The following is a 26,571-nucleotide window of genomic DNA, read 5'->3' as shown; positions in this document are numbered from 1 at the left end:
CAGGCCAACTCGCTGACGGCGGGCACGGGCACCAGTCCCGCCCGTTCGGGCGGAACGCACCACCGGGCCACCGCTGTCCCTGTTCCACTTCCTCGTGAGGACGGTTCCCCATGGCGCTCCAGCCACCCCAGTCCGCAGGCCTCCTGCCGCCCCACCGTCGGTTCTCCGCGGTTCCCGACGCCGCCGGCATGTACGACCCGGCGAACGAGAAGGACGCGTGCGGCCTCGCGATGGTCGCGACGCTCCGCGGCACCGCCGGTCACGACATCGTCGACGCGGCTCTCGGCGCGCTGCGGAACCTCGAGCACCGCGGTGCGGTCGGTTCGGACGCGGGCACCGGTGACGGCGCGGGCATCCTGTGCCAGGTGCCGGACGAGTTCTTCCGCGCCGAGGTGCCGTTCGACCTGCCGGCAGCGGGGGAGTACGCGGTCGGTACGGCGTACCTGCCCGTCGACGAGGACGACCGGCACGCGGTGAAGGGCGCCGTCGAGCGCCTCGCCCGTGAAGAGGGCCTGCGGGTCCTCGGCTGGCGCGAGGTCCCGGTCCGCCCCGAGGTCCTCGGCACGCTGGCGCGCGCGGCGATGCCCGCGTTCGAGCAACTGTTCGTCGCGTCGATCCGGCACGACGTGCACGGCGAGTCGTGGAGCGGCATCGCCCTCGACCGGCAGACCTTCCGCCTCCGCAAGCGTGCCGAGCACGACGCCGAGGTGTACTTCATGTCGCTGTCGAGCCGGACCATGGTCTACAAGGGCATGGTCACGACGCTCCAGCTCGAGCCCTTCTACCCGGACCTCAGCGACGAGCGCTTCGCGTCGAAGCTCGCGATCGTGCACTCGCGGTACTCGACGAACACGTTCCCGTCCTGGCCGCTCGCCCAGCCGTTCCGCACGCTCGCGCACAACGGTGAGATCAACACCGTCCGCGGCAACCGCAACTGGATGCGGGCGCGGCAGTCCCAGCTGCAGAGCGAACTCCTCGGCGACATGGCGCCGCTGCTGCCGATCGTCAGCCCCGGTGCGAGCGACTCGGCCTCGTTCGACGAGGTCCTCGAGCTCCTCACCCTGACCGGCCGGTCGCTGCCGCACGCGGTGTCGATGATGGTGCCGGAGGCCTGGGAGAACCAGGTCGGGATGGACCCGGAGCTCCGCGCCTTCTACGAGTACCACTCGATGCTCATGGAGCCGTGGGACGGACCGGCGGCGATCACCTTCACCGACGGCTCGGTCGTCGGCGCGACCCTCGACCGGAACGGCCTGCGCCCCGGTCGGTTCCTCGTCACCGACGACGGCCTCATCGTGATGGGGTCGGAGACCGGCGTCATCGACGTGCCCGCCGGCAAGGTCGTGCGGAAGGGCCGTCTGCGCCCGGGCCGCATGTTCCTCGTGGACACCGAGGCCGGTCGCATCATCGAGGACGACGAGGTCAAGCGCGAGCTGGCGACCTCCGGTCCGTGGGGCGAGTGGCTCGACGAGGGCCGCATCAACCTCGGCGACCTGCCGGACCGCGAGCACATCGTGCACACCCCCGCTTCGGTGACCCGGCGGCAGCGCGCCTTCGGCTACACCGAGGAAGAGGTCCGCATCCTGCTGCGTCCGATGGCGCAGACCGGTGCGGAGCCCCTCGGCGCGATGGGGTCGGACACACCGATCGCCGTCCTGTCCCAGCGTCCGCGGCTGCTCTTCGACTACTTCACGCAGCAGTTCGCGCAGGTGACGAACCCGCCGCTCGACTCGATCCGCGAGCAGGTCATCACGTCGATGGGCATGGGTCTCGGTCCCGAGCGCAACCTGCTCACCGCCGGCCCCGAGCACGCGAAGCAGATCACGCTCGACTTCCCCGTCATCGACAACGACGAGCTCGCGAAGATCCAGCACTTCGAGACCGAGTCCGGCCGCCACCTCACCGTGACGATCAAGGGTCTGTACCGCGTCGACGCCGGCAAGAAGGCGATGCAGAAGCGCATCGCTGCCGTGTGCGACGAGGTCGACGCCGCGATCGAGTCGGGCAAGCAGTTCATCGTGCTGTCCGACCGCGACGGCAACGCCGAGCAGGCCCCGGTGCCGAGCCTCCTGCTGCTCGCTGCGGTGCACCACCACCTGATCCGCACCGAGCAGCGCATGAAGGTCGGCCTGATCGTCGAGGCCGGCGACGTGCGCGAGGTCCACCACGTCGCGACCCTCATCGGGTACGGCGCGTCGGCGATCAACCCGTACCTCGCGATGGAGACCTGCGAGATCCTCGTCCGTCAGGGCATGATCAGCGGCGTCACACCGGAGCAGGCCGTCAAGAACGTGATCAAGGCGCTCGGCAAGGGCGTCCTGAAGATCATGTCGAAGATGGGCATCTCCACCGTGTCCAGCTACGCGGGGGCACAGGCGTTCGAGGCCGTGGGGCTCAGCCAGGAGTTCGTCGACCGCTACTTCACCGGGACGTCGTCGATCCTCGGTGGAGTCGGCATCGAGGTCATCGCGAAGGAGAACGCCGAGCGGCACGCCCAGGCGTACCCGCAGGACGGCGCGGTGCTCTCGCACGAGCGCCTGCAGACCGGCGGCGAGTACCAGTGGCGTCGCGAGGGTCCGCCGCACCTGTTCAACCCGGACACCGTGTTCCGGCTGCAGCACGCCACGCGCTCACGCCGCTACGACATCTTCCGCGAGTACTCGCAGGCGGTCGACGACCAGTCCGAGCAGCTCATGACGCTCCGCGGCCTGTTCCGCTTCAAGAACGGTGCTCGGAAGCCCGTGGCACTCGACGAGGTCGAGCCGATCGAGTCGATCGTCAAGCGGTTCAACACCGGCGCGATGTCCTACGGCTCCATCTCGAAGGAAGCCCACGAGACGCTCGCGATCGCGATGAACCGACTCGGCGGCCGGTCGAACACGGGTGAGGGCGGCGAGGACGTCGACCGACTGCTCGACCCCGAGCGCCGCAGTGCGATCAAGCAGGTCGCGTCCGGGCGCTTCGGCGTCACGAGCATGTACCTGACGCACGCCACGGACATCCAGCTGAAGATGGCGCAGGGCGCGAAGCCGGGCGAGGGCGGGCAGCTGCCCCCGACGAAGGTCTACCCGTGGGTCGCCCGCACGCGGCACGCGACGGCCGGAGTCGGCCTGATCTCGCCGCCGCCGCACCACGACATCTACTCGATCGAGGACCTCAAACAGCTCATCTTCGACGTGAAGCGGGCGAACCCGTCCGCTCGCGTGCACGTGAAGCTCGTGAGCCAGTCCGGCATCGGGGCCGTGGCCGCGGGTGTGACGAAGGCCCTCGCCGACGTCGTGCTCGTGTCCGGGCACGACGGTGGCACGGGTGCGTCGCCCCTGAACTCGCTCAAGCACGCGGGGACCCCGTGGGAGATCGGCCTCGCCGAGACGCAGCAGACGCTCATGCTCAACGGCATGCGCGACCGGGTGGTCGTGCAGGTCGACGGGCAGATGAAGACCGGTCGTGACGTCGTCGTGGCCGCGCTGCTCGGCGCCGAGGAGTACGGCTTCGCGACCGCGCCGCTCGTGGTCGAGGGCTGCATCCTGATGCGCGTCTGCCACCTGGACACCTGCCCGGTGGGCGTCGCGACGCAGAACCCGGAGCTCCGCAAGCGGTTCAGCGGCAAGCCCGAGTTCGTCGTGAACTTCTTCGAGTTCATCGCGCAGGAAGTGCGCGAGCTCCTCGCCGAGCTCGGGTTCCGCACCCTCGAAGAGGCGATCGGGCACGCCGACGCCCTCGACGTCGACCGTGCCGTCGAGCACTGGAAGGCCTCCGGCCTCGACCTGGAGCCCGTCCTCAAGGGCCCGCGCTTCGAGGCCGACGAGCCGCGCCGGCACCAGCGCGACCAGGACCACGAGCTCGAGCAGCACTTCGACGTGCAGCTGATCCAGCAGACCTCCGACGTCCTCGAGCACGGCGGCACGATCGCGCTCGACCTGCCGATCCGGAACACGGAGCGGGCGGTCGGCACGATGCTCGGGCACGAGGTCACGCTCCGTCACGGCGAGAACGGCCTCCCGTCCGGATCGATCGACGTGACCCTGCGCGGTTCGGCCGGGCAGTCGCTCGGTGCGTTCCTGCCGGCCGGCATCACGCTGCGGCTCATCGGCGACAGCAACGACTACGTCGGCAAGGGACTGTCCGGTGGCGAGGTCATCGTCCGACCAGACGCCGGCTCGGGCTTCGACCCGGCCGAGAACGTCATCGCCGGCAACGTCATCGGCTACGGCGCGACCCAGGGCAGCATGTTCATCCGCGGCATCGTGGGCGAACGCTTCCTGGTGCGCAACTCCGGGGCGACCGCGGTGGTCGAGGGCGTGGGCGACCACGCGCTCGAGTACATGACCGGTGGCCTCGCGCTCATCCTCGGCGAGACGGGTCGGAACCTCGGCGCCGGCATGTCCGGCGGTACGGCGTACGTCCGCGGTCTCCGGACGGAGCACGTGAACACCGACTCGCTCGCGTCCGGCGAACTGCGGCTCGAGTCGCTCGACAGCGCCGACGTCGAGATCGTGAACGACCTGCTCGCCCGCCACGCGGCCGAGACCGGGTCCACGCTCGCCGCCGAACTGCTCGAGTCCGGTGACCTGAGCGACTTCGTCAAGGTGCTGCCGCGCGACTACGCGGCGGTGCTCGAGACCCGACAGCAGGCCGTCGACGAGGGCCTCGACCCGGACGGCGACGTCGTCTGGAACAGAATTCTGGAGGTGACCGGTGGCTGACCCCAAGGGATTCCTGAAGGTCCAGGAGCGCGAGCTCCCGGCCCGTCGTCCCGTGCCCGTGCGGCTCATGGACTGGAAAGAGGTCTACGAGCAGCAGGAGTCCGGCGCGCTCAAGCGTCAGGCCGGCCGCTGCATGGACTGCGGTGTGCCGTTCTGCCACCAGGGCTGTCCGCTCGGCAACCTCATCCCGGAGTGGAACGACCTCACGTGGCGCGGCGAGGGTCGCCAGGCGATCGAGCGGCTCCACGCGACGAACAACTTCCCGGAGTTCACCGGTCGGCTGTGCCCCGCGCCGTGCGAGTCCTCCTGCGTGCTGGGCATCAACCAGCCCCCGGTGACGATCAAGCAGGTCGAGGTCTCGATCATCGACGAGGCGTTCCAGAACGGTTGGGTCACGCCGCACCCGCCGGAGCGACTCACCGGCAAGACCGTCGCCGTCGTGGGGTCCGGCCCGGCCGGCCTCGCCGCCGCGCAGCAGCTGACCCGCGCCGGTCACACGGTCGCGGTGTACGAGCGCGACGACCGCATCGGCGGTCTGCTGCGCTACGGCATCCCGGACTTCAAGATGGAGAAGCGCCAGATCGACGCGCGTCTCGCCCAGATGCAGGCCGAGGGCACCCGGTTCCGTGCCGGTGTCGAGATCGGCCGGGACATCACCTGGGACGACCTGAAGTCCCGCTACGACGCGGTCGTCGTCGCGACCGGCGCCACGGTGCCGCGCGACCTGCCCATCCCGGGGCGCGACCACGACGGCGTGCACTTCGCGATGGACTACCTCGTCCAGCAGAACAAGGCGAACGCGGGCACCACGGTCGACAACCAGCTGACGGCCGAGGGCAAGCACGTCGTCGTCATCGGCGGCGGCGACACCGGTGCGGACTGCATCGGCACGGCGCACCGGCAGGGCGCGCTGAGCGTGACGAACCTGGCGATCGGCAAGCAGCCGCCGCTGGAGCGTCCGTCCGAGCAGCCGTGGCCGATGTTCCCGACGGTCTTCGAGGTCACGAGTGCCCACGAGGAAGGCGGCGAGCGGCACTACCTGGCGTCGACCGTCGAGTTCCTGGCGAACGAGGCCGGCGAGGTCCGCGCACTGCGCGTCGCCGAGACCGAGTACCTCGACGGCCGCCGCGTCCCGAAGGCAGGCACCGAGCGCGAGATCCCCGCGGACCTCGTCCTCATCGCCATGGGCTTCACCGGTCCGGAGACCGACACGCTCGAGCCACAGCTCGGTCTGCCGACGACGGTGTCCGGTGCGGTGTCCCGTCAGGCGGACTACTCCACCAACGAGCCGGGCGTGTTCATCGCCGGCGACGCGGGCCGTGGGCAGTCGCTCATCGTGTGGGCGATCGCCGAGGGGCGTGCCGCCGCTGCCAAGGTCGACGAGTACCTCGAGGGTTCGACGATCCTCCCGGCACCCGTCAAGGCCACCGACCGCGCGATCACCGTCTGAGGTCCGACGTGAACGCATCGGGAACCCGGACCGACCAGTGAGCGTCAGGCCACCAGCACTCGATAGGGTGCTGGTGGCCTCGCTTCGTTCCGCGCGGCCCCACAGCGCGGAAACCCAAGCACCATCCACCACCACGAAGGAATCCATTGAGACGCGCAAAGATCGTTTCGACGCTCGGACCGGCAACGTCGGAGTACGAGACCGTCAAGGAGATCATCGAAGCGGGCGTCGACGTCGCCCGCCTCAACCTCAGCCACGGTGACTACAGCGTCCACGAGGCCAACTACGTGAACGTCCGTCGCGCCGCCGAGGAGCTCGGCAAGCCCGTCGCGATCCTCGTCGACCTGCAGGGTCCGAAGATCCGCCTGGCGAAGTTCGCCGACGGCCCGCACGACCTCGCGGTCGGCGACGTGTTCACGATCACCACCGAGGACGTCCCCGGCTCGAAGGAGATCTGCGGCACGACGTTCAAGGGCCTCCCGCAGGACGTCAAGCCCGGCGACCCGCTGCTCATCGACGACGGCCGTGTCCGCCTCCGCGTGCTGGACACCGACGGCGTCCGCGTCCGCACCGAGGTCGTCGTCGGCGGCACCGTGTCGAACAACAAGGGCATCAACCTGCCCGGCGTCGCGGTCAACGTCCCCGCGCTGAGCGAGAAGGACGAGGCGGACCTCCGCTGGGGCATCCGTCAGGGCGCCGACCTCATCGCCCTGTCGTTCGTGCGCAACGCCGCCGACGTCGAGCGTGCCCACGAGATCATGGACGAGGAGGGCAAGCGCCTCCCCGTCATCGCGAAGATCGAGAAGCCGCAGGCCGTCGATGCGCTCGAGGAGATCATCGACGCGTTCGACAGCATCATGGTCGCCCGCGGTGACCTCGGCGTCGAGCTCCCGCTCGAGGCGGTCCCGATCGTGCAGAAGCGCGCCGTCGAGCTCGCCCGCCGCATGGCGAAGCCGGTCATCGTCGCGACGCAGATGCTCGAGTCGATGATCTCGTCGCCGATCCCGACCCGCGCCGAGACCTCCGACGTCGCGAACGCCGTCCTCGACGGTGCCGACGCGGTCATGCTCTCCGGCGAGACCAGCGTTGGTGAGTACCCGGTGCAGACCGTCCGCACGATGGCCCGCATCGTCGAGTCGACCGAGGACCACGGCCTCGAGCGCATCGCGCCCCTCGGCACGAAGCCGCGCACGCTCGGTGGCGCCATCACCCTCGCCGCCGTCGAGATCGCCGAGTTCACCGAGGCCTCGTACCTTTGCGTCTTCACGGAGTCCGGCGACTCGGCCCGACGCATGTCGCGCCTGCGCCACGGCCTGCCGATCATCGCGTTCACCCCGAACGAGGCGACGCGCCGCCGCATGGCGCTCACCTGGGGCGTCCGCTCCTTCCTCGTGGACCGCAAGACCCACACCGACGAGCTCTTCTCGCAGGTGGACGACGTCCTGCTCGAGAACGGCCTGGCCGCCCCCGGCGACCGTGTCATCGTGACGGCGGGGTCCCCTCCCGGCATCGAGGGGTCGACGAACGACCTCCGCGTGCACCGCGTCGGTGACGCGCACGCCGAGGCCGCACCGGCCTACGTGCGGGACTGATCCCAGCGTCCGACGTCCGACGGGGCGCGGACTGGAGGCGCGGCGCAGCAGCGTCGTCGGCCGCCGGTCCGCGCCCCGTCGCGTTCTCCCTCCACACGTCGCGACCCGACCTGCCGCGTCCACAGAACGCCGTGGACCCGGCCCGACGTCGGCCGGAGGCGGCAGGATGGCCGGTGTGAGCCTCCAGACCGGATCCACGGCGCAGCGCGCCGACGTGCGCCGTTGGCGCCGCTACCTCGCCGACGAACGTGCGGAGGGAGCCGTGTACCGGAACCTCGCCGCCCGTCGGTCCGGCGAGGAACGCGAGATCCTGTCCGCCCTGGCCGATGCCGAGGGGCGTCACGAGCAGCACTGGCTGGACCTCCTCGGGGACGACGTCGGACGACCGCAGCGGGGGAGCCTCCGGACCCGGGTGCTCGCCGCACTCGCGAAACGGTTCGGGTCGGTGTTCGTCCTCGCGCTCATGCAGCGTGCGGAGGACCGTTCGCCGTACGCCGACGACGCCGACGCGACCGCGAGCATGGCGGCCGACGAGCGGATCCACGGCGAGGTCGTCCGTGGCCTCGCGAACCGCGGTCGGATGCGGCTCTCGGGGACCTTCCGGGCGGCGGTCTTCGGCGCGAACGACGGGCTGGTGTCGAACCTCGCACTCATCATCGGCGTCAGTGCGTCCGGCGCGGACCGCCACTTCGTGCTGCTGAGCGGCATCGCCGGACTGCTCGCCGGCGCCTTGTCGATGGGGGCGGGGGAGTACGTGTCCGTCCGGTCGCAGCGCGAACTGCTGACGGCGTCCGCGCCGCACCCCGAGGCGGGCCGGGCCGTGGCGGACCTCGACGTCGACGCGAACGAACTCGCCCTGGTCTACCGGGCGCGGGGCATGAGCGAGTCGGACGCGCAGACCCACGCGGACGAGGTCCTCGGTGGTGCCACGGTGACGGCTCCGGCGTCGGCGGACGACCACGAGGCGATCGGCAACGGGATGAGCGCGGCGATCTCGAGCTTCTGCTTCTTCGCCTCCGGTGCGATCATCCCGGTGCTGCCGTACCTGTTCGGACTGCAGGGCTGGGCGGCCATCGCCGTGGCGGCAGCGCTCGTCGGCATCGCGCTGCTCGGTACCGGTGCGGTGGTCGGCGTGCTCAGCGGAGCGTCCCCGATCCGTCGGGCGCTGCGGCAGCTCGCCATCGGCTTCGGCGCCGCGGCCGTCACCTACGGTCTCGGCCTGCTGTTCGGGACGGGCAGTGCCTAGACAGGCAGCACCAACGGGCAGTGCCTAGCGCCGGACCGCGGCCCGCGGGGGCAGGAGCAGGAGCGCCGCGGCACCGACGACGATGAGCGCGATGCCGGAGAACACCATGAACACGGTCAGCGCGAGCCCGGGTGCGACGAGGACGACCACGCCACCGAGGATCGAGAGCACCGCGCTGACGATCGTCGGGACGCGTGACGACCCTGGGTGCCCGACGAAGCCGCCGACCAGCGAGGCGATCCCCTCGACGATGAACCCGATCCCCGCGAGCACGGCGTAGACCACGAGCGGTATCGCGGGGTCGAGCAGCGTCACCAGGCCCGCGACGCCGACGAGCGCACCCACGATCCCCGAGGTCCACCGCCAGACCGGTGGGGTCCCGTGTCCCCGGACGGCTGCGAACACGCGGAGCGCGCCGGCGACGACGAGGTACACGCCGAACAGCAGCGCGACGACGACCAGCGACGGACGCGGCCAGACGATCGCGACCACCCCGAGGGCGATCGCGACGACCGCGGTGACGATGACGAACACGCGGAACGTGCGGACGGCACGAGAGTCCACGAGCACTCCTCCCTGTCAGAACTGCTCGGTTCGACGGTACCTGCCGTCGCCGAGGTCGGTTCGTGCAACCGGATGCAACGTGGCCGGACGTAGCGTGCGGGCAGGCGCGGACCCAGCGCCCCGACAGAGTCGTCGAAAGGTGTCCACCATGACCATCGCACCCTCGCCCACCACCTACGCCGCCCCCGGCGAGGAGGGCTCGCTCGTCTCGTACCGTTCCCGGTACGACCACTTCATCGGTGGCGAGTACGTCCCGCCGGCCGGTGGCCAGTACTTCGAGAACCCGACGCCCGTCACCGGCAAGGTGTTCACGGAGATCGCCCGCGGTGACTCCACCGACGTCGACCGCGCGGTCGAGGCCGCGTGGAAGGCGTTCCCGGCCTGGGGGCGGACGAGCGTCGCCGAGCGCGCCGGGATCCTCAACAAGATCGCCGACCGGATGGAGCAGAACCTCGAGGCCCTGGCGGTCGCCGAGACGTGGGAGAACGGCAAGCCGATCCGCGAGACCATCGGCGCCGACATCCCGCTGGCGATCGACCACTTCCGCTACTTCGCCGGAGCGATCCGCGCGCAGGAGGGATCGACGGGGGAGATCGACCACGACACCGTGGCGTACCACTTCCACGAACCGCTCGGCGTGGTCGGCCAGATCATCCCGTGGAACTTCCCGATCCTGATGGCGGTGTGGAAGCTCGCGCCGGCCCTCGCCGCGGGCAACTGCGTCGTCCTGAAGCCGGCCGAGCAGACGCCGGCGTCGATCCACGTGCTCATCGACCTGATCGAGGACCTCCTGCCGGCCGGCGTGCTGAACGTCGTGAACGGCTTCGGCATCGAGGTCGGCGCGCCCCTCGCGCAGCACCCGGACATCCGGAAGGTCGCGTTCACCGGTGAGACCACCACCGGCCGACTGATCATGCAGTACGCGTCCCAGAACCTCATCCCGGTGACGCTCGAGCTCGGCGGCAAGAGCCCGAACGTGTTCTTCGCGGACGTCGCCCAGGACAAGGACGCCTTCTACGACAAGGCGCTCGAGGGCTTCGCGTTCTTCAACCTCAACCAGGGCGAGGTGTGCACGTGTCCGTCCCGGGCACTCGTGGCGAAGGAGATCTACGACGGCTTCGTCGCCGACGGCCTCGACCGGGTCCGCGCCGTGAAGCAGGGCCACCCGCTGGACCTGTCGACGATGATCGGCGCGCAGGCCTCCAACGACCAGCTCGAGAAGATCCTGAGCTACATCGACATCGGGAAGCAGGAGGGCGCGAAGCTCCTGACCGGCGGCGAGCGTGCGGACCTCGGCGGTGAGCTGTCCGGCGGGTACTACGTCACCCCGACCGTCTTCGAGGGCGACAACTCGATGCGGATCTTCCAGGAGGAGATCTTCGGCCCGGTCCTCGCCCTGACCAGCTTCAGCGGGTACGACGAGGCCATCTCGATCGCGAACGACACGCTGTACGGTCTCGGCGCCGGGGTGTGGAGCCGCGAGGCGACCACGCTGTACCGCGCCGGGCGGGACATCCAGGCGGGACGCGTGTGGGAGAACACCTACCACCAGTACCCGGCCGGCGCGGCGTTCGGCGGGTACAAGCAGTCCGGCATCGGGCGTGAGAACCACAAGATGATGCTCGAGCACTACCAGCAGACGAAGAACCTGCTCGTGTCCTACGCCGAGGGTCCGATGGGCTTCTTCTGATGAGCACCGACCGCGTGGCGGTCACGCCGGCGGCGGGGGAGCTCCTGCGCTCCCTCGCCGCCCGGCACGGCTCGCTCATGTTCCACCAGTCGGGCGGGTGCTGCGACGGCTCCAGCCCGATGTGCTACCCCGTCGGCATGTTCACGACCGGTTCCGGCGACGTGCTCCTCGGCGCGCTGGACGTCCCCGGGATCGAGCCGATCGAGGTGTACATGTCGAAGTCCCAGTTCGAGTACTGGAAGTACACCCACCTCACGATCGACGTCGTGGACGGTCGTGGCGCGGGGTTCTCCCTCGAGGTCCCCGAGGGCAAGCGGTTCTTGACTCGTTCGAGGATGCTTACAGACGACGAGTTGGGCAATCTTGGGCTCATGCCTCAGCGGCAGTAGTCCGCAAATAGTCCGCAGAATCCGGCCCAGCCGCCATCAACTCGGCGGCTGCGGCCCGGGTCCGGTCCGCAGCATCGGGGAACAGGTGCGCGTAGATCGAGAGGGTGATGGTCGGGGAGGCGTGCCCCATGGCGCGCGCGACTGATACGGCGTCAAGGCCGGAACGGATCAAGCCTGAGGCGTAGAAGTGACGAAAATCATGCGGACTGACCCCGGCGACGCCTGCCGCGTGGCACGCCTTCTCGAACCAACGCCTCAGGGCGTTGGGTGACGGCGGATCGCCCGGAAGTAACCAGCCTTCCGCGCCGAACGCTCCCGAGTCACTGACGGCCTCTGCGAGCCGCTCGGTGAGCGCTGAGGGCACAGGGACGGTCCGCTCGCTCCCGTGCTTCGGCGCGCAGATTTCACGCGCTCCAGGACGGTTCTGCACTTGCCGTGCGACGTGCACGCTACGACGCATCCAGTCGATGTCACCGACTTGTGCGCCCGAGGCCTCTCCGATTCGAAGGCCTGCGTATGCCATGAGATCCAGCAGGGGGCGCAGGAATGGCTCAGCGGCTGCGCGGATGGCCACTACCTCCGAAGGCGTGGGGATGCGCATCGTGTGCTCGAGCTTCCTCACCGCCGGCAACTTCAAGCCATCTGTCGGGTCCTCGGAGAGCACACGGTCAAGGGCTGCGGATCGCAGAGCGCCTCGCACGTACTTCACGCGAGTGCGGATCGTCGATGCCGCGAGCTCGGTCTGCATTGCCTTCACCCATGCTTCCGCGTGGGAGCGACGAAGCTTGCCGAACGGAACTGCCGCGAAGTCGCAGGACGAGATGGCGCGGTCCGCGGCGATCCGGGTTCCGGTTGCCCAAACCTGGCGTGGAGCCCAGTCCGCGTAGAACGCCTGCAGGGTGAGGCGCGATGAGGAGGGGTCGACGTAGGTGCCGGTTCGGCGGGATGAAGCGATGCCATCGAGCCAGTCCTGCGCATCGCGCTTCCGGGGGAAGTGCCTTGCGTGTTCTTTACCCTCGTCGTCGCGGTAGCGGGCTCGCCACGATCCATTACTGCGCTGTCGGATGCTCGCCATCAGATGCCCCTCCGAACGTGAACTGCACGTCGTTGGCGCGCGTCAGCTCCGTTTTCTCGATCCCCTCAAGCAGTGCCCTACCGAACGGTCCGCCCTGGTCGGCCAAGGATCGAACCATTGGCAGGTGTTCTTTGGCAAGGTCGTAAACCAACTCCACCGGAGTCTCCCGAAGGTCCCACTCGAGTCCACGCACCGCCCGCTCGTCGAGCGTGGTTGTGGGCATCTGGTTCAGCTCTTCGACCATCTGGCGCTGCAACCGAAGGACCTTCTCGGCTTGCAGCACGAGTTCGCGTTGGGCCTGTTGGAGCTGAGTCTGAGTGACCAGATACTCGAACTCGCCCGCCGGCGCAGTGATGCTCACAATGCTCTGCAGGTCGAGGACCCTAACCAGGTCCTCTGCTTCGGCAAGTCGCAGGGGGCGCTTGCCCTGCTCAACTGACCAGACCGTGGTTTGCGACCACTTCCAGCCGAGTTCGGTCATCGCTTCGGCAATGTCCTTCTGGGAGCGCGCACCCCGGAGCTGCTGGAGGTTCTGCCCGATCTGCTTGTCGCTGGCTGCCATGTGCTCGACGGTACAGCAAGAGGCCGTACGCGACAACACGATTTGGATCCCATCACCACGTACTCGCAAATCACGTGCTACTGTGGAATCACGTCAGCGTTGACACTCTCACACCATAAGGATCGAGCATGAACCCGACCGCCCCAAGCCTGCCGACACCGAAGCTTCGGCGGCTCATGACACTCAGCGAGACGGCTGAGGCCCTGCGCAAGTCTGATTCGCAGCTGCGCTGGATGATCGCGCAGAACTCCGCACCTCCGCACGCGAAGGTTGGAGGGCGGATCACGTTCGACGCCGACGAGGTAGCTGCCTGGCTGGACGAGCAGTTCCGGGAAGTGTCCTGAATCTCCCAGACCGCGCGATCGACGAAAGCCTCGCGCCCCCCGCCTACGGCGACCCGACCGGCGAACAAGCCATCAGGAACATCCTGAGTGGTGCCGATTGGTCGCCGCACGCCGACTGGAAACTTGTCGGCCCCTGGCGCGACGAGAAGCAGCCCGTCACGGTGCTGCTCGACTCGAGCCTTGCCCTGGAACTCCTGAAGTTCCTCGGACGCCAAGCCGAGACCAAGGAGACCCGACGGGGACGAAACGTCCGTGCCCGTCTCAAGAAGAAAGCCCCAGGTGCGCCAACACCCGGGGCCAAGTCCAACCAGTAACCATCACGAAACCGAAGGACCGAAGACATTGTCTCTCAACAACACGATCATCTCACGTCCCACTGACATCCCCGCTAGCGCCCCTTCGGGGGACGCAGTGGCGTCACGAGTCGGCACGGCCGTTCTCGAGCTGAAGGGATGGCACCACAAGCAGTGGAAGCAGGCTGACCCCAACAACCTCTACAGGGTCATCACACAGCACCGCACTTACGAGGACAACGCAGAAGAGATCGTGGCGATGCCGGACTCAACCACCTGGGGCCACCTGACGCCGGGGGAGTACCAGCAGCTGACAACTCCGGGCTACCAGTGGGGCGACGACCCCGACGACGAGGTTGCGCTGCCCAACGCGTTCATTCAGACCTACGTCGGCCTCTACAAGCTCGTCGGCTACTCGGTGGACCCGTGGGAGGGCGTCATCACAGGCAAGTTCGAGCGCGTCGATGGTGAGGTTGCCTGATGGACGACGTGACCAAGCTCGTCGAAGTAGACATGACCCTGACCGGCCGCGCGGAAGTCATCATCGATGCTCAGCCGAGCCAATTCAGCGACGGCTACTCGATCGTGCTGACGGCCTCTGAAGCGCTTCGGCTCGCTCATGCTCTCATCGCGCGCGTTAGCGATTTGCGGACGTCACCGCTCACTGCCCCACTGCCTGCTCCAACCCTGCTGGTGGCTGCCTGATGGCCGCCGGGAAGACCACGGTCGACGGGTTCTCCGTCCTCGCGGTCAACGGCATTGTCGGTGTCCGAGCAGAACGCCCGCTCACCGAGCTCGCGGGAGACCAAGCACGACGGCTAGCGATCAGCTTGCTCGAAGCGGCACAAGACGCCGAACGGCCGGAGCCGTCTGAGTGGCCGTAGGCCAGTCCGGAACCAGGAAGCCCCCAGATCCTCACCGCGAGGACGAGGGGGCTTTCTCGTACCCGGACCACATCACCCTCAGCCCGCACGCCGAGCGATACATGCACCAACTCGCGATCGATCTCGCCGCAGGTGCGGTGGAGCTCCGGCAGCTACCGCCATCGCTGACGCAGTTCTACGTGTTCGCGTTCGAGCAAGGCAGCGCATCGCGGCAAACCGAAGTTGACCGAGCGAACGACGACGCCGACCGGCTCTACGCCGAAGTTTGCCGCCGCCCGCCATCACGAGACCACCAACGCATCGAGGTCTTCCTCGAGGCGCAAAAGCATCGCGGCGCTGAAGCCGCGGCCAGACGAGCGGCCGAAATCCGCACCCAGATCTACTCCGACAAGGAGACCCCATGACCCGACCCCCGACCAACTTCGATGCCCGATGGCTGATGGAGCAGGAGTTCCCACCCACTCAGTACGTCATCCCCGGCATCATCCCCGAAGGAATGACCTTGCTCGTTGCAGCACCGAAGATCGGCAAGAGCTGGCTGGTACTCGGGCTTGCGCTCTCGCTCCACGTCGGTGAGAAAGCCCTTGGCGGCGTGCCCACTGGTGCACCTCGACCTGTGCTGTACCTCGCCCTCGAGGACGGTCCGCGCCGGCTGCAGCAGCGCATCCGCACTCTCAACCCGGAGGTGGTTACCCCGCGACTCGAGTTCGTCACGGCACTCGACGGCGGTCAGGTGATCCCCGCGATCAAGGAGTTCATTTCGCGGAACATTGACCAGAACCCCGTGGTCATCCTCGACACGCTCGGCAAGGTGTTGCCGAGTACCGCAGCAACGAAGTCGCAGTACGCCGCCGACTATGACTTCCTCGGCGCGCTCAAGGCGACGACGGACGCTGAACCGGGCTCGTCCCTCATCATCGTCCACCACACACGGAAGAGCGGTGGAGCGGACTTCCTGGACGCTGTGAGCGGCACTCAAGGCATCGCCGGTGCTGCCGACACCGTGCTCGTGCTGCGACGCGAGCGCCAGGAGCAGAGCGCCACGCTGCATGTCACGTCCCGTGATGCGAGGGAGGGTGAGTACGCCCTGCTCCTGTCCGACTCGGGAGCGTGGGCGCTCAACGGGGGAGGGTTGGAAGCTGCCAGGGCTGCCGCTGACGCGCTCAAGGTGTCCGCGGGAGTAGGAGATCGGATGGCGGACATCATCGGCGTCATCTACCAGGCAGACGCCCCCGTCTCTCGTCAGGAGATCCAGCACTTGCTGCCGACGATCCCAACGACGCAGCTCGACGTCTACCTCAAGCGCGCGGTCGACGCCAAGCGCATCACGAAGCCAGCGCGAGGCCTCTACGGCCCTGTTAGTTCCGTTAGATCTGTTAGTTCCGAAGAGGGTTCTAACACTTCTAACGGTTCTAACACCCGCTACGGGAGCGACGTGTTCGAGGGCGTCGCATGAACCCGATCACCGTCGCGTGCCCCGACTGCTCTGCCGCCGCAGTCATCGACATCTCTGGCCCCGGCGTAGCCCACGCCGTTCTCGAGCACGACGAGACGTGCCCGCGCCTCAACCACCCAGCCTTCGGGCTGCACCACGACCGTCAGGAGTAGCCATGACAGACACAAGCAGCAACTGGCTCAAGACCTATCTCGAAGAGCTCGAGACAGCCGGAAACAAGATGCTCACCCAGCTCTACGAAGACAGCGAAGGCATCCCGAGCACCGTCGTTGGAGCCGGATCGATCAGCCTCGCCGGTTACGCCCTCGCATCCCAAATCGCAACTGTCACCGACGATCCCGACCGTACGGTGCGGGTCGTCGTCGATCACCATGCAATCGCATCGGCCAAGCTCGGTCCCGACGCCTGGCCGGACGTTCTCTATGGGGCGCTGCTGCACCTCGCGATGCTCTACCTCGAGCCCGCTTATAAGGTCACGGACTCCACTGGCTTCGACATGCGCGCCGCAGCTCGAGCGTGGTGGGCCACGCTCGAGCAGACGACGGGTGACCAGGATGCTACTTCTTCTTGAGGTGCCCGGTGAGAAGTCCCAGGACCTTGTCGAACCCCGTCAGCTTCTGAGCAGCAGCCTCCGCAGCAGCCTTCGCCGCCTCCTTGTCAGCCGCCTCCTTCTCGGCCGCCTCCTTCGCGACGCGCTTGCGCTCGGCGGCTCGCGCTTCCCGCTCATAACCGCTCACCAGCCAGGTGAGGAAGAGCGTCGTGCCGACAATCACGATGCCGAAGAGAAACCAGGCAACTGGAGCCAGTTCCGGGCCGATACCGGACCAGTTCGCTCCCACCGTGACCATCACGATCAAGGCAAGGGCAGCAACGATGGTCACGCCGACGGTGATGGCATAGAAGGCGCTGATGCGAAGCCGGGCCCTGGTCGAACGGCCCTCGAGTGCGACGCCAAGGAGAAGAACTGGGACCACCGTCGCGAGGACGGTGCAAGTTGCGAGAGTCACGAGCAGCTCTGTCGGTCAATCCTGCTGCCATGTAAGGAACTCTCATGAATCGGCAGGCGCGTGAACTCGTCCACGGTACGGACGGCCCAGTCGTGCTTGTGTCCGCGCGCGCGGCAGCCTGGCTGATTCGCTACGCCGAACTCGATAGCTATCACCAAACACACCGCGGTGAAGATGCGGAAGTTGATCAAACGCTCATTGCACTGAAGGTCGCTGCGCTGTCGTGGAGAAATGCCGCAACCGGAACCAAAAGTGCAGCGAAGCCGGAACTTACCGCACAATTGGAATGGCTCAGCACGAAGCAAGCAGCTGATGCCCTCGCGATGACAGACCGTGCAATACGCAAGGCAATCCGCGAGAACCGTCTTCAGGCGACGACGGTCGGTCGCGCCTACCGAATCAATCGCGAACAACTCGCACACTTCAAAGCACGAAAGGGATCAGTATGACGACTCCGACAACCAAGCAGCACGAGCTGGCTGAGACTACCCGTCAGGCGTATCAGCGTCGCGTCGAAGAGATACGCAACGACCGACGCTTCACACCCGAAGCCAAGCAGCAGGCCATCGCCAAGCTCTACCGAGACACCAACCACCAGCTCGGCAAGCTGCGCGACGAACGCGACGGGGCACTCGGCACCCGACGAGCCACCCTCGAAGCAGAGATGTTCGGACTCCCGAAGTACGCCTCCACCTCCGACACGCTGTCGTACCGCGACGCACTCGATCGCGTCAGCCGCGCCGAAGACGGTGCGGCGCTGACCGCGCTCTACAAAACCGCCGCACTCAGCAACGACAGCATTCTCACCAAGGCCATCCTCGCCAAGGCTTACAACGACGGCGAGGTTGACGTCATCAACCGGTACCTCGAGGATCACACCACGCTTGAAGCGAAGGCGCAGGAGCTGTGGGACATCCGTTACGGCGACGAAGGTGCAGGGCAGAGTCTGCAGAATGCTTTCAACGACTTCGTGTTCCAGGCCGACAAGCCCAACGAGATCCGCGCACTTTCGGACTCGATGATCGAAGAGGCAGCCGGAGCAGTCGACTGATGGCCAACTTGTATCAGCACATGTCGACGGCAAGGGGTGGGGGTTGTACCTACCCTTGTATCAACCGGTACCTCCGGGGCGGGCGCGTCTCTCTCCGTGACCGCAGAACGGTTGGCCCTGCGCTTGCTGCTGCTCAGGATTGGAGCGGAAGTGACTGATTCAAACGACACTGAAAGTGCAGTACGGACGCCCCGCGGTTTGAATGCCGCGGGGCGTCGTCTTTGGGATGCCGGCACGTCGGAGTTCGAGTGGGCTCAGCACGAGCTGGCGATGCTCGAAGAGGCTTGTCGCACTCGGGATCGAATCGTCGAGCTCGATGCTGCGGTGAAGGCTGATGGGCTGATGATCACCTCACCGCAAGGCTCGCGAGTGCACCCGGGTGTGGGGGAGGCTCGGCAGCAGCGCCTCACGCTGGCGCGGTTGCTGGCAACTCTCGGCATTCCGCCGCTCGAGGACGACAACCTGCCGGCGGCACGCAAGGTGCGCGGTGTCTACGGGATGCGCTGATGCCTCGGCATAGGTCAGCAGGGGCTAGCGGCCCTCCTTGGTTGCTGGAGTTCGTTGAGGCTGACTGGCCCGGGCGCTGTTCGTTGGAACGTCTGAGGGCGTGGCGTGCAGCGCAACGTGCTGGGGCGACTGACATCCCTGGCGCAGCGTTCGCGGCCCGTGCAGCACGCAGGGCGCTCGTCCACCCCGCGGATTGCCCGGTGCATCCGCTGCCCGCTGTGCGTCCCTCTGGGTGGAACCGAGGGTCGGAAAGGACCGTCTTCACACTGGTTGGCCCTAACGACTCGACTTCAACGGAAGAAGTGGGCAACGATTCGCCGCGGGATCACGAATTGCGGCAATCGTTCGAGGAATGGTTGCGGCGGCTCGATTGATCCGGTGAATGCAATGAGACAATTGAAGTAGCAATCTAGCCCGCCGGTTTACCCGGGCATGAACGAGAGAAATCTTGGCATGCCCGGGTATGGGTGAGTGTTTTGGTGTGCCTGATTTCTCCTTATCGAAGGAGAACATTTTGGCAGACAGAGTGGTGAAAGTCACCATCCAGGCGTCCATCGCCAACTACGTGCAGGGCATGGAGAAGGTCCGTAAGGCGACTGCCGCTGCGGCGAACGAGTCAGACAAGCTCGAGAAGGTCGGGCAGTCCGCCGAAAAGGTCGGCGGTGCCGTCCTCACCATGGGTGCCGCCGCAACAGCCTCCGTGCTCGCGGTCACGAAAATGGCTGCGGATTTCGACGCCCAGATGTCCAAGGTGCAGGCCGCAACGGGTGCCACTGCGTCTGAGATGGACAAGTTCCGTAACCAGGCACTGACTGCTGGCGTAGCGTTCGGCTACACGGCCACTCAGGTCACTGAGGCGCAGATCGAGCTCGGCAAGGCGGGCGTCGCGACCAAGGACATCCTGGGCGGCGGTCTCAGTGGTGTTCTCGCCCTGGCCGCATCGGACAACCTGGATCTCGGCAAGGCGACGCAGATCGCGTCCGTCGCGATGAAGCAGTTCAACTTGCAGGGCAAGGATATCCCGCACATTGCTGACCTTCTGGCGGCCGGTGCGGGTAAGGCGCTCGGTGGTGTCGATCAGCTTGGTGACGCGCTGAACCAGTCCGGCCTCGTGGCGTCCAACTTCGGCTTCAGCATCGAAGAGACGACCGGTGTGCTGTCGGCGTTCGCTGACGCTGGTCTGCTGGGCTCCGATGCGGGTACGTCGCTGAAGACGATGCTGCAGCAGCTGGCGAACCCGTCCAAGGAATCGTCCGAGCTGATGAAGTCGCTCGGCATCAACGTCGAGGATGCCAACGGCCAGTTCCTCGGCGCGGCGAACATCGCGCAGGTACTGCACGACAAGCTCGGCACCCTCAGCGATGCCCAGCGCCAGCAGGCCCTCGCGCAGATCTTCGGTTCTGACGCGGTGCGCGCTGCCACGGTCCTCTACAAAGAGGGCGCTGACGGCATCCAGGACTACATCGACCAGAACAACGACGCCGGCTATGCCATCGACCAGGCTGCGAAGAAGAGCAACAACCTCAACGGCGATCTGAAGAAGCTGCAGTCGGCGGTCCAGTCCAGTCTGATCGACACCGGCAGCTCCGCGTCCAGTGCGCTCCGGCCGCTGGTGCAAAACGTCACCCAGTTCGTTCAGGCAGTCAACCAGATGCCCGAACCGCTGAAGGCTGCCGCGCTTGGCACGACAGCTGTAGTCGGTGGGGCCAGTCTTCTTGCCGGTGGGCTCATGCTCGCCGTCCCGAAGATCGTGCAGTTTCGCTCTGCAATGGCGGCGCTGCGCGAGAGCGGCATTACGGGCCGCGCTGCGCTCGGCTCCGTCTCCGGCTTCCTCGGAGGCCCCTGGGTCGGTGGAGTGACTTTGGGTGTCACTGCGATCGCATTGCTCAACACCGAGCTTGCCAAGCTCAAGGCGAGCAGTGGTGAGGTCACGCATGTCCTGCAGGCCGCGAAGAACGTGCAGGAGATCTACGACACGCTCGGCAAGGGCATGATCTGGTCCCCGGGTACGGCGAGCATCAGCGACCAGCTGAAGGATCTCGACGGCGCACTGCAGGCGTTCGCATCCCACAACAGCGACAACGGATTCCAGGCCATCCTCACTCGCTTCACCAACACCGACTACTCGCAGGGCGTCAACGCTCTCCGGGACATCAATGAGGAAATGGGCCAGCTGGCGTCCTCCGACCCGTCGAAGGCCGTGCACGCATTCAAGCTGCTCGCGGACCAGACGGACGGTACGCAGAAGAGCCTGCACCGGCTCGTCGACGCGATCGGCGGAGACTACCGCTCGGCGCTCGTGTCGCAGGCCGATGCCCTCGGGATCACAGCGAACGACACCAACCTGGTGAAGCTCGCGATGGGGCAGTACGCCGACGCAGCGAAGGGCGCAAAGCAGCCCACCCAGGACAATGCCGACGCGCTCAACGCCCTGCAGGAGGCGGCCGGCGAGGCGGCACCGAGCATCGACGACGTGTCGCAGGCGCTGAAGGATCTGACGTCTCCGACGCTCGACGCTCGTGCCGCACAGCGTGATCTGGAAGCAGCCATCGACGCCGTGTCGGCCAGCGTGAAGGACAACGGCACCTCGCTTGACGTGACCACTGAGAAGGGGCGAGCGAACGAGGCGGCCCTTGACGCCATCGCGCAGGCGGCGCAGAACAACGCCGCTGCCCTGCTCAAGCAGACGGGTAGTCAGGACCAGGCCACTTCAGCGATGGAATCCGGGCGGAACTCGCTCATCGCAGCGCTCGGCCAGTACAACATCACCGGGCAGGCTGCGGAGGATTACGCGGATAAGATCCTGGGCACGCCGGACTCGTGGGCAACGTTGTTCACGAACAACGCCGGGGCTGCAAGTGCTTCTGCTTCCGCGTACAAGGCGCAGTTGGACGCTCTGCCAACAGCGAAGCGCACCCAGATCAACGCAGCTACTGCAGCCGCAAAGACCGCCGTGCAGAGCGTCATCGATGTCGTGAACAACCTCCCATCATCGAAAACGATCACGATCACCACGAACCGTGTGACGACGGGTACGGCTGACAACACGGTCGGGATTTTCAAGGCTGGTGGCGGTCATGTTCGCGGGCCTGGGTCGGAAACGTCCGACTCGATCCCGGCGATGCTCTCCGACAACGAGTACGTCATCAAGGCGTCGTCGGTGCGGAAGTACGGGACGGGGTTCCTGGACCGTGTGAACGCCGGCCGGTACGCGAACGGTGGCCAGGTCCGGAAGTACGCGGGCGGCGGTGCCGTGCAGTTCGAGTATTCGCGGCGCAACGGCGACTACTCGGGCTTGTCTGGTGTGTCGCAGCTGATGTCGATCGCGAATGACAGTAGCTACAAGGCGCGTTGGCGGAACGACGTTGGTATGGCGGCGTTGCGGTTCCAGTCGTCGCTGTCGAAGCTGACGGATCAGTCGTCGGCGGCAGCGTCGAAGCTGTCTGATTTGCGGTCGTCGGCGGATTCGTTGAAGTCGTCGGTGGCGTCAGCGGTCGGGAAGTTCGATGTTGGCGATTACCGGTCCGCGTCGTCGTTGAAGCGTGGCTTGTCGAAGTCGGCGGCGAACGTGACGGAGTTCGCGAACCTGCTGACCACGTTGTCGAAGAAGGGCATCAGCGGTGACCTGCTTGCGGAGATCGCGAGTTTGGGCACTGCTGAGGGTCTTCCGTTGGCTCGTTCGTTGGCTGCTGCGTCAGCGTCGGACATCAAGTCGATCAACGCTTCGTACGCGTCGATCCAGTCGACGGCGACGAAGGCTGGGCAGACCGTTGCGGACGCGAACTACAAGTCACTGATCGCAGCGGCGGACAAAAACGCGAAGTCTCTTGAGGCGCAGATCGCGAAGCAGTCGAAGGCGATCCAGACGATCATCGGCCGCAGTTTCGGGTTGAAGGGGTTCGCGTCTGGCGGGTACACGGGCGCGTACGGAACCGGGCAGGTTGCGGGTGTTGTTCACGGACGTGAGTTCGTGATGAACGCTGCTGCGACTGCACGGAACCGTGCCGTGCTTGAGGCGATGAACCAGGGCGGCAACGTCCGGTATATGGACCCGACACCGGTCGCAGCTGCTGCCATGCCTACTGCTACCCCGGTACGGACCGGCGACCGGCATTACCACCTCACCAACCTCGACCCGACTGCGTTCGTGCAGGCGGTCGAGCGCCGCGAACGATCGGAGTACGCCTGATGCTGCTGGAAACCGATCAGGTGTCGTTCACGCTTGGTGGGATTCGGGGCATCTAGCCGACAAGCTCACCGCCACTCGACTGACGGGTGCCGAGCGGGGCAGGTCATCTCCAACCTGCCCCGCTCCTTCTGGGGTACTGCAAACCTCTTGGGTACACCTCAGACTAAGGGCATGGGACTACTCGGCATCATCCTGTTCATCACCGGAATCTTCGTCACGTACTGGGTCGTTCAGGCAGCTGTACTCAGCGCCCTGAACGACCACTACAAGACCCGAATGCACTTCGAGACAACGGGAGAGTGGAAGCCCGGGCACTGGAACAACAAAACCGCACCGAAGCGCATCACTGAGTAGCAGTAGGCCGCTTCCGCACAGCGTCTCGCCAAAGCCATGCGCACTCAGCGGCTTGCGCGAAGCCCCATTCGGCTAGGACCGCCCGCTCGGTGAAGGCGATCACGTGCGCCTCAAGCTCGAGGATGCGGTCCGGGAACTGCACCCATGCGAGCACCGGGTCTGGCGGTGTGACGTCGTAATCGGGACCGCCCCGCGCTGCCTCGGGCAGTGAGTAAGCCGGCCCCAGCGTCCACCTGTCGCGACGTCTACGGGCCATCAGTGCGCCCGTGGGTCGAGGGTGCGGCGCGTGACCTTCTCGCGAGCTACGAGCACTTGCTGTAAGCGCCCCTGCCACGCGGTCTGCACGAGCACCGCGGACTCCGATTCTGCTACAGCGAAGCACTTGAGGTGCAGCGGCCCGACGCCTACGAAGGCGATGTCAGCCCAGATCGGGCCGACGGGCTCGATCGTCCGAAGGTCTCCGGCTGTGACTGCGTCTAGCATCACGGGCTGGTGCAGGGTGACGTCAGGATGCTCCGGGGGAGCCCACTTATGCTCGGGCATGGAGTGAGTCTGCGGGGCACCACCGACACGCAGCAGAGAAAGTGTGTGATGATCAGGTCTACTCATGACCACGCTCGCCCAACGCTCCTTCTTCCCGCATCAGCCCGTGGGTGAGCGAGTGAGCCACGGTGTGGCTCATCACGACGGGAGGCCAGCGAACGAGTGGGTTCGACCCAACATCGCGGAGTTCCGCCAGGAGATGAACGACTTTTGGGCGAATCGGCTTGATCCACAACTCACCGAGACGGAATACGACGACTTCAAGGCTCTGTTGTCGATACTGAGAACCAAGGCCGAAGAAGGCACCGTGCGTCTTAGCGGCCCACTTTCCGATGGCAAGGTCATCGAGAACACGGGCTTCTTGATCGAACTTCGACCCATCTTGCGTCGGGGGACAGCCTTCGGTCGCAAGCTCCGAGAGGTGCGGTTGTACCTCGCGGAGCCGTCGCTCTACCCACGTTCGCTGCTCGGTCTCCACCTGGCTACCAAGGAAGCGAGCGATGATGGCTACGCTGAGCAGGACGTAGCGATCGCCGAAGCTGTAGACCGGGCGTACGCCTGGCAGGAACGATGACGAAGGAGGCCTCATGACCCATGTTGCAACAAGACAGGGAGCCCGAGTCGAGCTCGATCGAAAGTTCCGCGCCTTCGCCGCTTCATGTAACGCAGAGAGCCAAGAGGATCTGATGAGGACCCTCGTTGCAGCGCTAGCCGATGCACGCGCAGACCTGGACGTGCTTGCTGATCGCCTCGGCGCTGAGCCTGAGATGCTCCGCGAGATGTTCGAGGGCGACCGTGATGTCAACCTCAATGAACTTCGTCTGCTCGCTTCGGCGATGAACATCGTGGTGCATTACCGTGTAACGCCGGCTCCTGTTGAATGGTACAGGCGGGAGCAGGATCTTTTGGCTGCCCGCGCCTCCCGCCGAGTTGGTCGCGAACATTTCTTGCGGAGCCACACAGACATAATTTCCTCGCTTCTGCGTTCGAAGGACGATAATGGCGTCCACGTATAGGGGGCGCTATTCAATCGAGCGGACATTGCTTGATCGAACAGCATTAGATAGCGAAGAATCTTTTGATTGGGATGTTGCGCTCGTCCCAGCGGGGGATGGCAGCGCATTCCTGATTGGCACGCTGGATGTCGCAAATGAGCGAGGCGTGGCTCAGATTACCTCCTTGGCGCGCCTCACTCCTACAAATCGCGAGACAGCCTCAGATGAAGCTGCTCTGGCCTCCTCGCGGAAGCACCATCTGCGCCCGCTTTATGACAATGCCCGTCGGGCCCTGGCTTCGCAGGCTGCGCTCATGGATATGGATTTCGCGATCTCGCAGGAGCCCCCGAATCGCGAGATCAGGCTTCTGGGTCCCGTAGACGATGACGAGATCGCGGTTGCCGAAAGCCTTTGATGCGCCCTGGAGAGCACTGGGCCTATCGAACGTCTAGATCTTCGTCGGCGTTCCATGAGGCCGTGATTCTTGTTATGGGTGATAAGCGTCCGCCCCGAGTTCGCATCGAGCTCGTGGACGATCAGTGGCAGGGAGAACGTCGTTGGGTCGCACCATCCCGGCTTGAAGTGCGCTGGGATGATCGACACGACTACGTCGAGCTTGACCGAAGAATCCGGGCGGTCTCCGCATGGGACCCCCCGCGCCTTGATCGCCGCACCGCCGAGCACGTATTCATAAAAGTCGTACCGCTGGAGATCGCTGAGTTCAACGCCGACAGCGCCGGCACGTCTGTTATCTACGACGTACCAGCGCTCGCGAGGCTGTCTGGGCTGACGCAGGACGAGCTCCGAGCTGCGCCTGCCTTCATGCATGATCAGCAACTCACCGTGCCCTGGCCGACGACAGAGAGCATCGGCCGTGGCGCTGCGGCTCGTCACCCCCAAAGGCTGCTGACCGCCCTCGAGCAGGAGGAACGAGAGGCGAACCTCCACCTGCTCCACGGGGTGACGCTCACCGACTACGACGGCAATGACCATTTTATTTCGCCTGAGGATGCCCGAGTGCGGTTCGAGCAGCGCGAAAAGCCGTACCTCGACAAGCTCCGCGAATGGATCGGGGTAGGCCGCGCGGCCGATCTGCTCGAGCGGCGCGTCCTCCTGACCCGCCTTGGAACCGTCGCAGCGGTCGCAACAGAAGCGCTCGACGTGCTCGAGCCGTCGCAGAAGCGAATCGTTGCTCGACTGAGGGAACGCCTCGAAGTGGCGATGGATGGAGTGGACGCGCTGCCGCCGACATGACGCAGGCAGCCTGGGTAGCGTCATTCGGCAAGGCCAGAACGCGTTCGGTGTTTTTGATGTCGAAGACACTCGCGGACTCTGCGACATGCGCGCCCACGCGCCGAGACGGGCCTACGTTGCGTCGATGGACGAGAACGCTCTGACGATTCAGCAACTGATGGACTGGTTGAACATCTCGCAGTCGAAGGCGTACGAGCTCGCGACCGATCCACTTTTCCCGAAGTTCAGGATCGGTCGGGCCTACCGCTTCTGGCCATCTGAAGTGCGCTCCTACTTCCAACGCGCAGAAGAGGGCCGCGATCCATGGAAGCAGTCCCCACAGTCGCTCGGGCGACGCCGCACGCGAGATGGCAGTGCGCCGTCACAGCTCAGGCAGATGCGCCGATAGTCCGCACGAAGTCCGCAAGAAGTGCTCCAAAC

26 protein-coding genes are annotated in these 26,571 nt (G+C 66.1%); 22 read left to right on the top strand and 4 right to left on the bottom strand.

All coding sequences use genetic code 11. The features are described from left to right. The first annotated feature begins 110 nt into the window (after positions 1 to 110). The 4 genes from gltB (at position 111) to ABIC61_RS01790 (ending at position 8,994) form a co-directional block, all read left to right on the top strand. Positions 111 to 4,706 carry a glutamate synthase large subunit gene (gene gltB / locus ABIC61_RS01805; RefSeq protein ID WP_502908774.1) on the top strand — a complete coding sequence of 1,532 codons (4,596 nt, stop codon included), beginning with the start codon at positions 111 to 113 and terminating at the stop codon, positions 4,704 to 4,706. Then, positions 4,699 to 6,156 carry a glutamate synthase subunit beta gene (locus ABIC61_RS01800; protein ID WP_144749664.1) on the top strand — a complete coding sequence of 486 codons (1,458 nt, stop codon included), beginning with the start codon at positions 4,699 to 4,701 and terminating at the stop codon, positions 6,154 to 6,156. The genes gltB and ABIC61_RS01800 overlap by 8 nt, the downstream gene beginning before the upstream one ends. A 146-nt stretch (positions 6,157 to 6,302) precedes the next feature. Continuing rightward, positions 6,303 to 7,748: a pyruvate kinase gene (gene pyk, locus ABIC61_RS01795; protein WP_144749666.1), complete on the top strand. Its 1,446-nt coding sequence runs from the start codon at positions 6,303 to 6,305 to the stop codon at positions 7,746 to 7,748. Positions 7,749 to 7,914: 166 nt separating this feature from the next. Next, positions 7,915 to 8,994: a VIT1/CCC1 transporter family protein gene (locus ABIC61_RS01790; protein ID WP_354028595.1), complete on the top strand. Its 1,080-nt coding sequence runs from the start codon at positions 7,915 to 7,917 to the stop codon at positions 8,992 to 8,994. Positions 8,995 to 9,018: 24 nt separating this feature from the next. Here ABIC61_RS01790 and ABIC61_RS01785 read toward each other — a convergent pair whose 3' ends face one another. Continuing rightward, on the bottom strand, positions 9,019 to 9,558 hold the full coding sequence (locus tag ABIC61_RS01785) for an HdeD family acid-resistance protein (protein WP_186321863.1): 540 nt from the start codon (positions 9,556 to 9,558) through the stop codon (positions 9,019 to 9,021). Between the two features lie 148 nt (positions 9,559 to 9,706). Between ABIC61_RS01785 and exaC the strand changes: the two genes are divergently transcribed. Together exaC and ABIC61_RS01775 are read left to right on the top strand one after the other, a co-directional pair. Beyond that, on the top strand, positions 9,707 to 11,248 hold the full coding sequence (gene exaC / locus ABIC61_RS01780) for an acetaldehyde dehydrogenase ExaC (RefSeq protein ID WP_354028594.1): 1,542 nt from the start codon (positions 9,707 to 9,709) through the stop codon (positions 11,246 to 11,248). Next, a complete protein-coding gene (locus ABIC61_RS01775; RefSeq protein WP_354028593.1) occupies positions 11,248 to 11,637 on the top strand; it encodes a DUF779 domain-containing protein in 390 nt (129 codons plus the stop codon). Before exaC ends, ABIC61_RS01775 begins: the two co-directional genes overlap by 1 nt. On the opposite strand, the gene ABIC61_RS01770 is transcribed toward ABIC61_RS01775, so the two are convergent. Beyond that, positions 11,618 to 12,712 (bottom strand): tyrosine-type recombinase/integrase, encoded by a 1,095-nt coding sequence (locus ABIC61_RS01770; RefSeq protein ID WP_354028592.1) that lies wholly within the window; start codon positions 12,710 to 12,712, stop codon positions 11,618 to 11,620. The two genes, ABIC61_RS01775 and ABIC61_RS01770, sit on opposite strands and share 20 nt — an antisense overlap. After that, positions 12,687 to 13,274: a helix-turn-helix domain-containing protein gene (locus ABIC61_RS01765; RefSeq protein ID WP_354028591.1), complete on the bottom strand. Its 588-nt coding sequence runs from the start codon at positions 13,272 to 13,274 to the stop codon at positions 12,687 to 12,689. Before ABIC61_RS01765 ends, ABIC61_RS01770 begins: the two co-directional genes overlap by 26 nt. A 128-nt stretch (positions 13,275 to 13,402) precedes the next feature. Here ABIC61_RS01765 and ABIC61_RS01760 point away from each other — a divergent pair, with 128 nt between their 5' ends. The 6 genes from ABIC61_RS01760 (at position 13,403) to ABIC61_RS01735 (ending at position 16,822) form a co-directional block, all read left to right on the top strand. Further along, a complete protein-coding gene (locus tag ABIC61_RS01760) occupies positions 13,403 to 13,618 on the top strand; it encodes a helix-turn-helix transcriptional regulator (protein ID WP_354028590.1) in 216 nt (71 codons plus the stop codon). Positions 13,619 to 14,029: 411 nt separating this feature from the next. After that, entirely contained in the window at positions 14,030 to 14,392 is a 363-nt protein-coding gene (locus tag ABIC61_RS01755; protein ID WP_354028589.1) for a hypothetical protein, read from the top strand. Continuing rightward, positions 14,392 to 14,616, top strand: coding sequence for a hypothetical protein (locus ABIC61_RS01750; RefSeq protein ID WP_354028588.1), 225 nt, complete (start codon positions 14,392 to 14,394; stop codon positions 14,614 to 14,616). Before ABIC61_RS01755 ends, ABIC61_RS01750 begins: the two co-directional genes overlap by 1 nt. Before the next feature lie 280 nt (positions 14,617 to 14,896). After that, positions 14,897 to 15,199, top strand: coding sequence for a hypothetical protein (locus tag ABIC61_RS01745; protein ID WP_354028587.1), 303 nt, complete (start codon positions 14,897 to 14,899; stop codon positions 15,197 to 15,199). Continuing rightward, positions 15,196 to 16,251: an AAA family ATPase gene (locus ABIC61_RS01740; protein ID WP_354028586.1), complete on the top strand. Its 1,056-nt coding sequence runs from the start codon at positions 15,196 to 15,198 to the stop codon at positions 16,249 to 16,251. The genes ABIC61_RS01745 and ABIC61_RS01740 overlap by 4 nt, the downstream gene beginning before the upstream one ends. Positions 16,252 to 16,405: 154 nt before the next feature. Beyond that, a complete protein-coding gene (locus tag ABIC61_RS01735) occupies positions 16,406 to 16,822 on the top strand; it encodes a hypothetical protein (protein ID WP_354028585.1) in 417 nt (138 codons plus the stop codon). Here ABIC61_RS01735 and ABIC61_RS01730 read toward each other — a convergent pair. Further along, positions 16,809 to 17,258 carry a hypothetical protein gene (locus ABIC61_RS01730; protein WP_354028584.1) on the bottom strand — a complete coding sequence of 150 codons (450 nt, stop codon included), beginning with the start codon at positions 17,256 to 17,258 and terminating at the stop codon, positions 16,809 to 16,811. The two genes, ABIC61_RS01735 and ABIC61_RS01730, sit on opposite strands and share 14 nt — an antisense overlap. A gap of 44 nt (positions 17,259 to 17,302) precedes the next feature. Here ABIC61_RS01730 and ABIC61_RS01725 point away from each other — a divergent pair, with 44 nt between their 5' ends. The 10 genes from ABIC61_RS01725 (at position 17,303) to ABIC61_RS01680 (ending at position 26,539) form a co-directional block, all read left to right on the top strand. Continuing rightward, entirely contained in the window at positions 17,303 to 17,707 is a 405-nt protein-coding gene (locus ABIC61_RS01725; RefSeq protein ID WP_354028583.1) for an excisionase family DNA-binding protein, read from the top strand. Beyond that, positions 17,704 to 18,309 (top strand): hypothetical protein, encoded by a 606-nt coding sequence (locus ABIC61_RS01720; RefSeq protein ID WP_354028582.1) that lies wholly within the window; start codon positions 17,704 to 17,706, stop codon positions 18,307 to 18,309. Before ABIC61_RS01725 ends, ABIC61_RS01720 begins: the two co-directional genes overlap by 4 nt. 96 nt (positions 18,310 to 18,405) lie before the next feature. Further along, positions 18,406 to 18,816 carry a P27 family phage terminase small subunit gene (locus tag ABIC61_RS01715; protein WP_354028581.1) on the top strand — a complete coding sequence of 137 codons (411 nt, stop codon included), beginning with the start codon at positions 18,406 to 18,408 and terminating at the stop codon, positions 18,814 to 18,816. Between the two features lie 481 nt (positions 18,817 to 19,297). Then, entirely contained in the window at positions 19,298 to 23,005 is a 3,708-nt protein-coding gene (locus ABIC61_RS01710; protein ID WP_354028580.1) for a phage tail tape measure protein, read from the top strand. A 171-nt stretch (positions 23,006 to 23,176) separates the two neighbouring features. After that, positions 23,177 to 23,359 carry a hypothetical protein gene (locus tag ABIC61_RS01705; protein ID WP_354028579.1) on the top strand — a complete coding sequence of 61 codons (183 nt, stop codon included), beginning with the start codon at positions 23,177 to 23,179 and terminating at the stop codon, positions 23,357 to 23,359. A 607-nt stretch (positions 23,360 to 23,966) separates the two neighbouring features. After that, positions 23,967 to 24,476 (top strand): hypothetical protein, encoded by a 510-nt coding sequence (locus ABIC61_RS01700; protein ID WP_354028578.1) that lies wholly within the window; start codon positions 23,967 to 23,969, stop codon positions 24,474 to 24,476. A 13-nt stretch (positions 24,477 to 24,489) separates the two neighbouring features. Beyond that, positions 24,490 to 24,918 (top strand): hypothetical protein, encoded by a 429-nt coding sequence (locus tag ABIC61_RS01695; RefSeq protein WP_354028577.1) that lies wholly within the window; start codon positions 24,490 to 24,492, stop codon positions 24,916 to 24,918. Further along, positions 24,902 to 25,312, top strand: a complete 411-nt coding sequence (locus ABIC61_RS01690) for a hypothetical protein (protein WP_354028576.1) — start codon at positions 24,902 to 24,904, stop codon at positions 25,310 to 25,312. The genes ABIC61_RS01695 and ABIC61_RS01690 overlap by 17 nt, the downstream gene beginning before the upstream one ends. A 113-nt stretch (positions 25,313 to 25,425) precedes the next feature. After that, the gene (locus ABIC61_RS01685; protein ID WP_354028575.1) at positions 25,426 to 26,151 is read left to right on the top strand and encodes a hypothetical protein; all 726 of its coding nucleotides are present in this window, start codon (positions 25,426 to 25,428) and stop codon (positions 26,149 to 26,151) included. 124 nt (positions 26,152 to 26,275) lie between these two features. Beyond that, entirely contained in the window at positions 26,276 to 26,539 is a 264-nt protein-coding gene (locus ABIC61_RS01680) for a helix-turn-helix domain-containing protein (RefSeq protein WP_354028574.1), read from the top strand. Positions 26,540 to 26,571: the final 32 nt, after the last annotated feature.

This window comes from Curtobacterium sp. 1544 (assembly GCF_040544915.1).
In the GTDB taxonomy this organism is placed as follows: domain Bacteria; phylum Actinomycetota; class Actinomycetes; order Actinomycetales; family Microbacteriaceae; genus Curtobacterium; species Curtobacterium pusillum_C.
The sequence above is the reverse complement of the archived record's forward strand: the minus strand, read 5'-3'. Positions and strand labels throughout refer to the sequence as shown.